This window comes from Mesorhizobium sp. M8A.F.Ca.ET.208.01.1.1, from assembly GCF_004791315.1.
Taxonomy (GTDB): domain Bacteria; phylum Pseudomonadota; class Alphaproteobacteria; order Rhizobiales; family Rhizobiaceae; genus Mesorhizobium.
The window spans coordinates 56376-69201 of record NZ_SRUT01000005.1 but is presented as its reverse complement, the minus strand read 5'-3'; the positions used below and the strand labels follow the sequence as shown (position 1 = coordinate 69201).

The window sequence follows — 12826 nt, the reverse complement described above, 5'->3', positions numbered from 1 at the left end:
CAAAATTTGCCGTCCGTCTACGACTCCATCGTAGTCATTCGGAGCGAATTTGCGAATACACGAAACTTGCCATCCGTTGACCCAAATTGACGGCGACTCTGACTTTGGCTGAGTCGTTTACAGAAGCTAACATTCCGTGCACGTAGGAGTTAGTTGCGGTCGGATATCACAAGTGGACAAAATCTGACGGGCTTGCCGCCATGTGGTGCCCGACGAAATACCTCCGCACTTTCAACGGCGCCGAAGCACCGCATCACTGCAGGGAACGATGAACCGGCCATCCAGAAAGCATCACTTTGTTCCTCAGGCCCAGCTTCGGCACTTTGCGGCCGATCCAGAACGACGCTCCATCTACGTTTTCGCCAAGCGGTCCGACCGATCTTTTCTGACGTCGATTGCCAATGCTGGCTCCGAGAATGACTTCAATGTGGTGAGCCTGGGCGATACCAAATGGAACTTCGAGGATCTGTTCCAGGAGGTCGATGCGCGCTCCGCGCGCCTCGTCGTCGAAATCGTCTCGCGACGTTCGCTCGCGTGGATGACGGCGGATGACCGTATTGCACTGGCCGATTTCTTCGCGACCCAGATGCTGCGGACGCATTTTAGCCGAACGGGACCAAAGCATCTGGCGGGCCAATTGCGGGAGATGATGCGCCAGGTCGGCTATGACCGGGATGCCGATCCGCACATGGCTATGCCATCTGATGCGTCAGTGAGACTTGGCGCCGTCAAGGCGTTCCTTGAACGGGAAGGTCACACCGTTGCGCTACTTGATCTTCATCCCGCCATCTATGCGAGCGACGGCGAGCATCGCTTCATCATCTCGGACCATCCGGTCAGCCGGATCAACGCATTCCCCTATGGGAATGTCGGGCTCACTTCGCCGGGCCTAGTGGTGATGCTGCCGGTTTCACCTGGCCTGACGCTTGCCCTGCATTGCCAGACGATCGTCCAACGTTACGAACTGGCGGCGAGCGCAGATATCGAGCCCGAACGCAAGACAAGAATGATCCGCTATCGGGACGGCCTGCGGTCCGGTGAGCCGATCGCTATCGATGGCAACATGGTGCGCTACCTCAATGGTCTCCAGGTCTCGCAAAGCGCTGGCTATCTTTATGCCGATACCGATGCGTTCGACTTCGCACGCGAGATTCTAGGGGAGGACGAGGACCTGCGGAGCGTCGAGACCCATGTCGAGCTCGGCGAGATGGGGCATGCGCCTCCACCGCGACCGGGCATGCCCGCAGGGACGCACCTCGTCATCTTTGGTCCCCTCGATCACTGCACGCTGGCAATTGAAGAGATCGACAAGAGCGGCGAAGGCTTGACGGCACGAACCAGGCAGATCGATCTGCTCGCCCAGGTCGCCGCCGACAAGGCGATGTTGCGGGTCGAGCTGTATGTCGATCGGCGGGTGAGGCGTGGAATGGGCCAAGTGATGGTGGAGCGTTTTGGCGAACCGGCGTCCGGCTGGTTTCGGGTTGTCCATCGCGACGCGAGCTTGAGATCGCTCGGCCTTCAGCTCGATGCCGAGCGCCGTTGAGATCGCCCGGAGCGGACAGAGCGCTTCAGGATCCGGTCGAGATCGGCGTAGGTGAAGGCGGGGGCGCGGCCGATCAGGAAGGACGGCGCGAACAGATCGATCACCTTCTGACCGGGTTTCAGAGATTCACGTATCTTGCGCCTGACTTGTTTCAGTTGTGCGCCGGAAGGATTTGCGATGCCGTCGCGTTGCAGAACGGCCGTGACCATGCGCTCCAGGCGATCCTGCCGCATGCGCCCGATGCAGTAGGTTCGAATGTATCGCAACAGCGACTGCAGGAACAAACCCTGGCAGTGAAATGACTGCATGACGCCGCCCAGGGTCTGCTCGAATGCGGCTGTCACATTCGAGGTGCGGTTCATCTCTCGATAGAAGTCCAACGTTTGCGCCTCGAGGAAGCCGACGCTGATTTCAGCGGGCGGTGCGAAGAAGAGATAGGACGGCACGGGACGCCTCAGGCTCACTTGTTTGTAGAGATGCAACCCGAAGCAAAGAGCGAAGATGCAGGTGAGATTGTTGGCCGCCGCAACGTTGAGGGCACGGAGATCTTCGATGATCTCAGCCCAGCCGACGCGTTCGCCGCTCGGCGCTAGCAGGAGCCCCTCGTCAATTGTTCCGTGAGCATCGACATGGAGCACCGGCCTCAATCCCTGCTCGGCCTTCGTCGTCAACTGGCTGAACAGCTCGCTCAGTTCGCTACGATCTCGAACCGCATATTCGAACACGGGGAAACCACCGGCGGTGGAGAGGCCCTCAAGGTCTTCTAGGATACGCCGGCTGGGGCCCATCTCCTGTTCCGGTAGCGAGTGAATCCAGACGACCGCGTTGGTCTGCAGCGGTTCCGAGATCGTGAGTGCGGTGTCCGAGTACGATATCATTCTGCCGAGCCTCGCCTTGCGCTGGCGCCTGCTTGCTGGGCCTTAGACATAGCGAGGTCGACCGAGAAGGGTGGAAAGCTCAAGGCGATCGCTTAGCCCGGCGGCAGCCACATGTTGAGACACGGTGGCGCGCTCGGCTTCGGTTGTGGTTGAGCCGAGCACGATGCGTTCAATCAGAGTGGGAAGATCGACGTCGACGAGGATGCCGTGTTCGGGAACTCGGACGCCAAATTCCTCAGCCATTCTAACGGAAATGGCGAGCCGATATTCCCGCTCCCATTCAAAAGCTCGGTGCTTGAAAAAGAACCGGTCGAGCATGCCGATGCCGCGCATCCGAACCTGAGTCAAGTCTACATATTGGACCGGACCGCCCCACAGATCTTCGACGCCATATTCCGGTTTGAGCCGAAAGGGTTTGAAGGCGGCGCGCATGCGATCGGGCGTCGTGCAGATCGCGATGCCCTTGTGCTCACCGGAGTAGAGCTTCCACATCGCGTCACTCTCATAGACGGCACGGTGCCAGCAGCTTATCTTGGTCAACCGTTTAAGTTGGAAGAAGGCGCGCTCCACGCCCTCCACTTCGGCGTAGCGCGGATCAGGCGGCGGCACGTTCAATTGGACAGCGACGGCGCCTTCGAAAGGATCGATAAACTGATTGGCCGATGCAAAATAGAGTCTGCTTTCCGCGAGCGTTGAAAGGAAGCGCTCGAAACGAAAATACTTCCATAGCGTCTCGTTGCCTTCGATCGCAATTTCTCCAATCTTGCGCACCACAAACTCCATTTACAGTAACGCTTACGTAAGGCCCATTCTATTTCAAGTCTACTACGGCACGGGCTGCGGAGAAGGCGGAAGAGCCCGTCTATGATGCGCCGCCGAAAAGCCACGTTGGCGAGTTGGTAGGACTGGGTCGCCTCCTGGAGTTTTATCTGGCGCCCGTAGTGGACGCCGCCGTCTACCACTATCATGTTGTCGGCGGTGTAAGTAATCTGGTCGCCTACGGGGGAGAGACCATTGGCAGAAAACAGCATCATCAGCGTTGCCGTGCATGACCTGAAGAAGGACGCCGACAAGTTCGACATCGCGTTGGGCAAATCGAATTTGAAGGTCACCGAACCGGTCCAGCGACTCGTGGACGTACTGGACAAGCTCTATGGCCGCCGCACGTCCAAGTCCCATGGTAAATTCTCCGATGATGAGGACAACTACCCCACTCAACGGCATCTTCGAGAATACGTGGAGGCCGAGGAGAAGGATTTCGCTACCCTTACGGAATCGCTGATGAAGACGTTGGCGGTAAACGCCCAGACCAAAGCGGCTGCCACTGGTGGTCACGTTTTCTTCGCGCACTTCACCCGGGACGAGCGGCACTATCTCATGGTCGCTATCGTCACCGATACGCTCAGCGCTGCGCTTACCCAGCAGAACGACGTACACGATGTGGCTCATCTCGACATCGAAGGATTCAGGTTCGCCGGGCGCATCAACATCACCGGATGGGCGAACAAGGAGGATCGCTACATAGGGTTCCTCAAGGGCAAAGGGAACGTCGCCGAATATTTTCAGGCTTTCCTCGGCTGCATCGACTCCGTGCAGGAGAAGGCCGACACCAAGAACCTGGTGGAGGCCTTGATGTCCTTCGCCGACGATAAGAGCCTGAAGCCCGAGGCGAAGACGGCCTTCCTGACCAAAGCCAAGGAAATTTGCGACCGCGCTGCGTTCAAGCGGGAGGAACTCTCATTCGACGCACTCACCAACGAGTTGCTGCCCGAGGATCCAGGGAGCCTCCGCGATTACCTCGCCAACCCGGACCTGAAGCTCAATGACTGGTTCATACCCAACAGGGCAGTGCTGAACACCCTAGTCCGTTTCAAAGGGCGCACGGACCACTGGTCACTTGAGTTCGACCGCAAGGCGATCCAGGAAGGCGAGGTGACCTACGATCCAGAGAAGCAGACGCTCACCTTGCGCAATCTGCCTGCTGAATTGAAGGACAGGTTGAGCGGTGAATTCGAAGATGCCTAGGCTCGGTTGGCAAGACATCGAGCCCATCTATGCCGTCACGGCCTTCGCCGATGATGGCACCGGCACGCTGACCATCACTACGCAGCCCATACTGAACGCCCTTCTGCTGATTGACCAGGACGAGGACGCAGCCGCCGATGCCGGCATGGCGTTGCTCACCGAAAGAGATCAGGTCGAGCTGGGCAAGCAAGCGCATGTCCAGTTCAATGCGCCGCGGACGTCGCACGGCAGGTTCGCATTGTCCTTCGCCAACCTGATTGCTGGACCGAAAGCCCGTGTGGAAGAGCCGGCCAATTACTTCGTCGTGGACGGCAGGTTGACCCGGCACTCTCAACCACCGTCGGACCTACAACTGAGATACCGATCAGTTCTTTCGCTGGTGGCATTGCTGGCGCGGGCTGCCGCCTTCCTCGATGGAGTTCAGCAGGAACTCGTCTTCTTTCGCGATGGCCGCATAGCAATCCCGGTAAACTACGATGAGAAGGACCTGACCAGCCTCAAGGCTGACCAAGTCGCAAAACTCGTCGGACTGTTCGCGGATCCAGTGCATCTCGAGCAGAAGCTCACGATCCTGTCGGAGGCCGTCATAGACCTAGTCGCAGGTCTGCCGACCGGACAGAGGTTCCGCCATGTCATGCGTGGGGTCGGGGAGATCGTCGAAAAGGTGGCCGCAGGCTACCGGCTATTCGCCTCCAGCTTCACCTATTCCAAGATCCGGCGAGAGGTCGAAACCGCGCAGGCCGAATTCATCACCCGCATCCACAAGACTTTCGTGGACCTTCAAGGTCAGATACTCGGCATCCCTATCGCCACGATCGTCGTCGCTTCGCAACTCAAGGTCGCAAAGGCTTGTGGAGTTGAGGTATGGACGAACATCGCGGTGATAGCCGGCGCCTGGATATTCGTCCTGTTCCTTCTCGCGAGCATCGTGAACCAATGGCTGACTCTCAAGGCCATAGCGTTTGAGTTCGGGCGCCAACAAGATCGGCTGGTCAAGGATTTTGCCGAGGTAAGGGGTGACTTCAACACGGCGTTCGAGCAGCTGACGAATCGTGCCTTCTGGCACCGCGTGGTTTTCGTGGTAGTTGGTCTCATCGGTGTCGGAGGAGCAAGCTTCGCGACGTGGGCGGCCACCAAGCTTATTGAAGTCGAGATTCACACCTGCATCTGATCAGGTAGAAGGACTGTACCCGCCTACAATAGGTGGCCCGATCCCGGAACATGGCGGAACCAGCTTTAGGGACCTGAGCGGACATCGGCCCCGAATGACAGGTTTAGGTAATCGTCAAGCGAACCTGAATGACCGAAAATAGGCGCAAAACTGCCGTCCGTTCAGCAACAAGCCCAACCATCAGTGATTTCGGTGGTCACTGAAAATCGAAGTTCAACTGCACTAATTCCCATAATCCAGTTTTGGGTATAGTTTGTTGGGAGGGAGGACTTGGTACGTGGGGGCGTCGCGCTTTCTCGGACAGGCTACAATCGAGATTCCGCAGAACTTTCAGTGTTTTGTGGAAGGCGCATTAATTCGACTACAAGTCCAGTATCCGTCGCTACGGTTTTCGGCCTCGGGTCACGGCGTAGCGGTAGAAGAGATTCCGCCGGAGAGGCTGGACGATTTGCGAAAGAATGTCCTTCACGCCATCTATCGTGAGAAGATCTACTCGGAAACGCTTCCGCTGCGACAAGCGTTGATCGGGGCGGTCACCGCCAGATGACCGTATGGCCGCTCAAATTCAGAGATCGCCCGGACGGAAAGCTTCTGTTTAGCGACGATGCCGGTGGGTTCTTTCTCGGTAGCGACGAGTTTCTAGGGAGATACGCACGCGATGCGCTCTCGGCCGACGACCAGAGATTTCTTCGTGGCAATGGACATACGTTTGAACGCGAAGGCGATCCTGATTGGACATCCTTTGCCTATCGTTGGGCGGGCAGGCAGTCGAAGCAGCAAGAGCTGTCGTATCTCATTCTCGTTCCGACTTTGCGTTGCAATCTGACTTGCAGCTATTGCCAGGTTTCCCGGGCCCCTGAGGCCGCACGGGGCTTCGACTGGTCCAACGAAACATTGAACGCGGCGCTCGACTTCATCGGCAATTTGAATGGTCCTGATATCAAGATCGAGTTTCAGGGCGGGGAGCCTTTGCTTCGCGTTGATCTGCTCGAGCAGATCAGAGCTTTCACCCGCACAAGATTTCCGCGCAGCCAGTTTGTCGTTTGCACCAACCTCCAGCGCATGGGTGAGGTGGAGTGGGCTTTTCTTGATCAGCCGGACACGTTCGTCAGCACGTCACTGGATGGGAACCACGAGACACACACCCGGCAGCGGACTGGCGACAGTCTGGCGACCGATACATTCCTCGGAAATTTGGCTGAAGCTGTCAGGCGTCTCGGCCCCGGCAAGGTTTCCGCCCTGCCAACCATCGACGTTGAGCGTCCGCCGAATTTTGAGGATCTCATCGGTAACTTCGAGCGGCATGGCATACCGTCGATATATCTCCGTCCGATAAACCACCAAGGCTTTGCGCGCCGGCGCAAGAGCGATGCCAATGCGATCGCTCGATGGAATGCGCTCCATTCAGGTTTCATCGATTATCTCATCGAACGTAATCACCGCACCGGCCGATACGTTGAAGAGTACTATTTCAGCCAGTGCCTGCGGCGATTCTTGAGATCAGGCACCGATGATCATGTCGATCTTCGCAATCCGAATTTCTTCGCGTCCGACTACATCGTTGTCGATCACGATGGGCAGTTATACCCGACGGACGAAGCCAGGATGCTGTCGCGGATCGGACGTGTCGATCTCTCGATTGGAACAGTGGCCGACGGCATCAATCAGCAAAAGGTGCAGCTACTCAATCAAGCATCGATGAACAACTTCGATGCCGATTGCATCCACTGTGTTTATCAGCCTTTTTGCGGCACGGACGTCGTCGACGATCTGTCTCGCGACGGCCATATCGATCTCATTCGCAGTGAGACGTGGTTCTGCAGACGGCATATTTCTCTATTCGACAAAGTCGTAGAGGTGATGACGCGTTGCGACGACGCAGCTCGGCAATCCGTCGCCAAATGGGCCGGAGTTCCCTCCTGGGGAGATCACATGGTCCCGGTCCACGCATGATCCCGCTTCGCCTCAAAATTGAGACTAACGCGATCGATCCATATGTGGTTCGACTCCGGTCCTTCGAGGGCGTTGCCCACGACACGCCAACGCTCAGCTCGTTCGATGCGGTGCTGGGTAACGCATCCGGCGAAAGTGCAGACTTTTCGGGCGGAGAGGGAACGCTCCGTGTCTACGGAATCGACCCCAGTGACGTAAATGGCGACGTGCTGTTTGTTGTGCCTCGACGGGGGACTGCACACCGTCTCATCCGGGCAAATTCCCGTCACAACACGCTGCTGGTTACCGAACGATGCGACCAGCTTTGTCTGATGTGTTCGCAGCCGCCGAAAGCGCACCACGTAGACATGTTTCCGTTTTTTGAGACGGCAGTCCTTCTCTCGCCAGAAAACGCAACGATCGGTCTATCTGGCGGAGAGCCGACGCTCTTCAAATCGGAACTGCTCGAGTTCCTGGGGCGAATGCTGGCAGCGCGGCCCGACATTGATTTCCACGTTCTGACCAATGCGCAACACTTTGACCGCGTTGATCTGGCTAAGCTCGGCGAGCTGAATTTAAATCGTGTCCTTTGGGGTGTTCCCGTCTACTCGAGCGACCCCGAGGTTCATGACCGGATCGTGGCAAAGCCAGGTGCGTTCGACAAAGTTAGAGAAGGCCTGTCAATCCTTTGCCAGGCCGGCGCAAAAATCGAATTGCGTACGGTGCTTATGAAGCCGAACGCCCTCGGTCTGGCGGATTTGGCCAAGTTTGTGACGACATCGCTGCCCTTCATCGACAAATGGGCGATCATGCAGCTCGAGAACATCGGCTACGGCAGGCAGAACTGGCACTCGTTGTTCTTCGACAGCTCCACAGGTTTCGACGTGGTTGGCAAGGCCCTCGATCTCGCCATCAGCCGCGGAATTGACGCCATACTGTACAATTTTCCGCTGTGCACGCTTCCGCCCAACTATCGGACGCTGGCCCCGTCGACGATTTCAGATTGGAAGCGAACTTACCTCTCGGAATGCGCTGGCTGCGTACTGCGTGACGACTGCGGCGGTTTCTTCGAATGGCACCCGAAAACGCATGGGTACGAAAGGTTCGGTCTCGCGTGAAAAAGCGGCTCTTTACGATCCCGTCGTTGCTCGCTGCCGGCTTCATGCCGATTGAAAGTATCGCAATGCCGATTGCTCCGTTCATTGACGGAGGCAAGTCGAAATCATTGTTCGACATTTTCAAGCTTGACCACAAGTTCACCTTGGCCGGTCACAGATCTCACTCCAGCCACAGCAGTCACAGCTCTCACAGCAGCCATCGATCATCGACGGGCGGCACCTATTTGCCGCGTGCCCCGGTCTATCAATCTCCAGCGCCTGTCTATCAAGCTCCGGCGCCAGTCTATCAGGCGCCCGCGCCGACCTACCAGGCGCCGACCGCCGCTCCGCCGGCTGCGGCGTCGCCGCTGGTCGTGCTTCCAGGGACCGCTGCCAAATTCAAGGAGATCGTCCTCCAGGTTCAGTTCGCGATGCTATCGTTCGGCTATTACAATGGCGAGTTGGATGGAAAGATGAGCCCTGCGATGCGATCTGGGCTCCTGACAATGCAGTCGGATTACAATCTCAAGGTAACAGGCACCATTACGCCGGAGACACTGAACGCCTTGCGCATTACAGCGGATTAATTTCACCGAAATGATTCGTATTTACAGACAGCGGCACTACCCCGCACTGGCGCCCCCTCATTCTTCGGCGGAAAGACCCACCCACCAAATTCCGACAATGCTGGCTTTAGTAAACCGCGAGACTGATCTCACGGCCAACACAAACGGCGATCCCAGCGCCAGCATCGCTAACCACCCGTCTGCATTCGGCGGGTGGTCAAATCGGAAGCAGTGACCGAGATTGGCGCTGAGCAGCCGTTCACTCCAGGATCGTACGCCTGCCGATAGCGCAATAAGTGGACCAGGCGCCGGACGGAGCCTCTTCAGGAAAGGCGCCGTCGAACGCGCAGCAACTGGCGATAGCCGCGCTCGACCATTTTCAGGCCGTCCCGCACAAGGCGTTGCGTCTGATAGCGAAAGGCCGAGTCGTGCCAGTCGGCGACGCTGACTAGCCGACGGCCAAACAAGGCGGTTGCGACGTCGAAATGAGATGCCTGCTCCTCACGGCCGTCAAGGCATCGCAGCATCAGGCCAAGACGCCGGCGCTGTGCCCCGGTCAAGCGGGCATCGGGAAGGTGCTGCCTATGGATCGAGCGGATGAACCGCTCGATCGCCTGAAGCCTTTCGTGCGCCATGTCATCGAGTGGAATTATGGCGGCCAACGGTTCGCCTGCCTGCGCATCGCCGAGAAGCGCCAGTTGCGTAGCGCCTGACGTAGAGCGCACGTGAAGGCCGATTTCATCACGCTGACCCGTGGCCAGCGGAACGTCGAGGACCTCCCGCGCTCGCAGATCCGGCGGAACTTCGACTAGGTTCACGACCCCAGGATCGATCTGAGGCGCCCAATATACGGGCTGCTCGACTGCGGATTGGTCAGGCCTGGCGGCGAAACTGCAAACCCCAGCGCTTGCGCAATGCGCGCATCGCCTTGGCCGAGCGGGAGACCGCGAAGTCCTGCTGATACTGGGGATTGCGTCGCAGGAACTCCCATGCAATCGCATCGGCGGCGGCCCCTTTAACGAACGCATATGCCTGTGGGTCACGCCACTGCGATGTATCCGGCTTCATCCGTATCCTTCCCTTCTCAAGGATTTGATAGGGGGACGCGGCGTTGAGCGAAATCCTTGGATTCCGTCATTGACGAATGAACAAAGAGCGATCTCGGCGCCGAGCAGTCAGGCCTAGACTTGCGGTGCCTACTGGCTCGCGCCTTGCAGTGTCTTGAAAGTGTCCGTCCAGGCGCGATACGCGTCATCATCGCCCTGGCTCCAAGCGCTGAAGGCGCGCCAGGCGGCGAAAGATGATGCAGGCTGCTCGAACAGCACGCCGATAGACTGATCGCCTGCGGGCCAGCCGGTAGGCTCGTCGCTTATCGTTTCATGCGTGAGGCGCCGCAGATCGGCCAAGGCCGAGCGGATGTGCGGCAGCGGAAATTCGCAAAGGTCGGTGTTGTCAGTCGCCTCCCGAAGGATGACCGCGAGCTTGGCGACCACGCCCGCCAAGGACTGCGCTGGCGTCGCCACAATCTCAGCCAGCAAGGCGTCTGCCTTTTCAGCGTCATCCTGCTCCGTCGTCCGGGCATCGAGACCGCCACAGTCGGCGTCAGCCCCCTCCTCGCGCCCAATGACTTCGTCGGAAGACAAGATCGCGCCGCGCCTTAAGAGCCCCTCGTCCGCCTGCTGCTGCCGGACACAAGAAGCCAGCATCGCAACGTGCGCTTCAATCCAGGCAAGGGACAGAACGAGGGCGGGATCGGCTGACGGCTGATTTTCGGCTCCATGGCCAGCCAAAGGCTTAGGATGCCCTGCGGTCAACGAACTGCGCGATTTCCGTCCACGCGTGACGGAAGGCAAAGTCGTGGTAATGTCGGAATCAGCCATGATCCGAGCTCTACACAGCTTGGTTTTGGTCAGGTCGGGCACGGGTGTTCCTGCACTCTGCTCGACCGTTTCGCCGCAGCATTGCAGACCTTGGAGGTCACCCTCCCGGGCCACATGCGTCGGTAACAGTGGTGATTTAGATGAACGCGGACAAAAAATCAAGCCCCATGGCATCAAATGATACTTTTGGTATAGATGAACTTACAAGCGGACAAATGCGAGCCGCACGCGCTTTGCTTCAATGGGATCAAAAAACGCTTGCGGAACAGTCGAAGGTTTCCCTCGCGACAATCAAGCGACTAGAGCCTCAGGCCGGCCCGATAAGAGCAAACAGAGTCACTATTGACGCGTTACGACGCGCATTCGAATCCGCAGGTATTCAGTTTATCCCAGAGAATGGTGGCGGTGTGGGCGTGCGCCTCTCCCGCCGTTCCGATTATTCATAGGCAAACTTCCGCGATCTCCGGCAGGAGACGCCTCGCCCGGTACCGGGCGAGGCGTCTGCCGATTTACTCGCCGTTGCGGCGGTTGGGGCGGGACCAGATGAGGCTGTGGCCCTCGCCTTCTTCGTCGGCGAAGAGGTTGGCGTAGATCGGAGCGGTGAAGCTCGGATCGTCGAGCTTGAGCCCGAGATAGTCGCGACCCTCGTTGGAGCGCTTGGACCAGGCGGCGCCGATTTCGGCCTTGCCGACCACCACGCGGTGGCTTGGAGCATTCTCGCCGCTGGCCCGGGTGTCGGGAATGATGCGCACGCCCTTGGCCTGGACGCTGAGGGTGACGATCTCGCCGGTGAACTCGTTCGCATTGGTCTTCTTGAAAGTGCCGATGGTAGCCATTTTCAGTCTCCGTTCTTCGTTTCCGAGCCCGCACCATGCGACCTCGATGGCGATCGAGAGGCCGAAGGCGACCGCCGCCGCATCGCTTGCGACCGCAGCAAAGCGGAGGATGGCGCAGGCGCGCGTTTCTTGGTTCCGCGAGGAATGGCCTTGCCCAGGGGAAGAAACGCGCGACGCACCGTTGCGGCATAGGCGGTCGAGGCTTCAGCCGTCCTTGGGCCAGATCAGCCAGTTCGAGAGGTCGTTGGTGAGCTCTATGAAATGAGGGAGAGAGGCGACGGCAGCACTGGCCATCAAGAGATATGAAGCGCGTTAGTGGCCCATATCTCCACCGAAGGCGATTTGGCGAGATCTAAAAGAAAGCTTGCGCCGATCCGGCACCAGCCGCACACGGTCGTATACAGCGAATGTCTCGTTTGGGGCCGGAAGCTGCTTGGCAGATTTCGGAAAGACGCAGCGAGACCAAACGTCCGCACAGATGGCGCAGGCTGATCTATCTCACCGAATCCCAGACGAGCGACAGCAAGAGGTTAGCGCTCGCGAAGCGCCCCGATGGTATCGAGCACTCGTACGATCTTGTCGGCACCCTCAGGGGTCTTGTCCCATAGGCCGCGTAAGCTCGCCTGCAACTTCGTCCAGGCGGCAGTTTCGGCGTTGGGCTCGATCACGGTTGAGTCCATTTCCAGCCCCAATACCTTGCAAATTTGCACCACGCTTTCGCTGATGCGGCGAAACTTGCCACGCGTGATGCGGCCGACCTGGCTGGCATGCACCCCAACTACAGCGCCGATCTGCGTGTCAGTGAGTGCGCAATCGGTGCGCGCTGCGACGATTCTTGCGCGGAGTACAGAAATCTGATTTTCATTTGCCTTCATGCAGATTTGCATGTAACAAAATG

General features: G+C 58.3%; 14 protein-coding genes. 7 read left to right on the top strand and 7 right to left on the bottom strand.

Annotated elements, in window-relative coordinates:
- Positions 1–268: 268 nt before the first annotated feature.
- On the top strand, positions 269–1543 hold the full coding sequence (locus EN851_RS22275; protein ID WP_135906823.1) for a DUF4238 domain-containing protein: 1275 nt from the start codon (positions 269–271) through the stop codon (positions 1541–1543).
- On the opposite strand, the gene EN851_RS22270 is transcribed toward EN851_RS22275, so the two are convergent.
- Positions 1519–2421 (bottom strand): hypothetical protein, encoded by a 903-nt coding sequence (locus tag EN851_RS22270; RefSeq protein ID WP_135906822.1) that lies wholly within the window; start codon positions 2419–2421, stop codon positions 1519–1521. The two genes, EN851_RS22275 and EN851_RS22270, sit on opposite strands and share 25 nt — an antisense overlap.
- Before the next feature lie 42 nt (positions 2422–2463).
- Positions 2464–3192, bottom strand: a complete 729-nt coding sequence (locus EN851_RS22265) for a DUF2971 domain-containing protein (protein ID WP_210234929.1) — start codon at positions 3190–3192, stop codon at positions 2464–2466.
- Between the two features lie 243 nt (positions 3193–3435).
- On the opposite strand from EN851_RS22265, the gene EN851_RS22260 reads away from it, so the two are divergent.
- The 5 genes from EN851_RS22260 to hxsA all read left to right on the top strand — a co-directional run bounded on the left by EN851_RS22260 (position 3436) and on the right by hxsA (position 9233).
- The gene (locus tag EN851_RS22260) at positions 3436–4446 is read left to right on the top strand and encodes a nucleoid-associated protein (RefSeq protein WP_167531260.1); all 1011 of its coding nucleotides are present in this window, start codon (positions 3436–3438) and stop codon (positions 4444–4446) included.
- A complete protein-coding gene (locus EN851_RS22255) occupies positions 4427–5617 on the top strand; it encodes a hypothetical protein (protein WP_135906819.1) in 1191 nt (396 codons plus the stop codon). The genes EN851_RS22260 and EN851_RS22255 overlap by 20 nt, the downstream gene beginning before the upstream one ends.
- A gap of 543 nt (positions 5618–6160) precedes the next feature.
- Entirely contained in the window at positions 6161–7570 is a 1410-nt protein-coding gene (hxsB, locus tag EN851_RS22250) for a His-Xaa-Ser system radical SAM maturase HxsB (RefSeq protein WP_135906818.1), read from the top strand.
- Positions 7567–8667 carry a His-Xaa-Ser system radical SAM maturase HxsC gene (hxsC, locus tag EN851_RS22245; protein ID WP_135906817.1) on the top strand — a complete coding sequence of 367 codons (1101 nt, stop codon included), beginning with the start codon at positions 7567–7569 and terminating at the stop codon, positions 8665–8667. Before hxsB ends, hxsC begins: the two co-directional genes overlap by 4 nt.
- The gene (gene hxsA / locus EN851_RS22240; protein WP_135906816.1) at positions 8664–9233 is read left to right on the top strand and encodes a His-Xaa-Ser repeat protein HxsA; all 570 of its coding nucleotides are present in this window, start codon (positions 8664–8666) and stop codon (positions 9231–9233) included. The genes hxsC and hxsA overlap by 4 nt, the downstream gene beginning before the upstream one ends.
- Positions 9234–9535: 302 nt before the next feature.
- Here hxsA and EN851_RS22235 read toward each other — a convergent pair whose 3' ends face one another.
- The 3 genes from EN851_RS22235 to EN851_RS22225 all read right to left on the bottom strand — a co-directional run bounded on the left by EN851_RS22235 (position 9536) and on the right by EN851_RS22225 (position 11134).
- Positions 9536–10030, bottom strand: coding sequence for a DUF2285 domain-containing protein (locus tag EN851_RS22235; protein ID WP_135906815.1), 495 nt, complete (start codon positions 10028–10030; stop codon positions 9536–9538).
- A gap of 55 nt (positions 10031–10085) precedes the next feature.
- Positions 10086–10280 carry a DUF6499 domain-containing protein gene (locus EN851_RS22230; RefSeq protein ID WP_135906814.1) on the bottom strand — a complete coding sequence of 65 codons (195 nt, stop codon included), beginning with the start codon at positions 10278–10280 and terminating at the stop codon, positions 10086–10088.
- A gap of 128 nt (positions 10281–10408) precedes the next feature.
- On the bottom strand, positions 10409–11134 hold the full coding sequence (locus EN851_RS22225) for a hypothetical protein (protein WP_245511645.1): 726 nt from the start codon (positions 11132–11134) through the stop codon (positions 10409–10411).
- 98 nt (positions 11135–11232) lie between these two features.
- Here EN851_RS22225 and EN851_RS22220 point away from each other — a divergent pair, with 98 nt between their 5' ends.
- A complete protein-coding gene (locus EN851_RS22220) occupies positions 11233–11538 on the top strand; it encodes a transcriptional regulator (RefSeq protein WP_245511644.1) in 306 nt (101 codons plus the stop codon).
- A 63-nt stretch (positions 11539–11601) separates the two neighbouring features.
- Here the strand turns inward: EN851_RS22220 and EN851_RS22215 are convergent, their stop codons facing one another.
- Positions 11602–11928, bottom strand: a complete 327-nt coding sequence (locus tag EN851_RS22215; protein WP_135906813.1) for a DUF736 domain-containing protein — start codon at positions 11926–11928, stop codon at positions 11602–11604.
- Positions 11929–12458: 530 nt separating this feature from the next.
- Entirely contained in the window at positions 12459–12803 is a 345-nt protein-coding gene (locus tag EN851_RS22210; protein ID WP_135906812.1) for a hypothetical protein, read from the bottom strand.
- Positions 12804–12826: the final 23 nt, after the last annotated feature.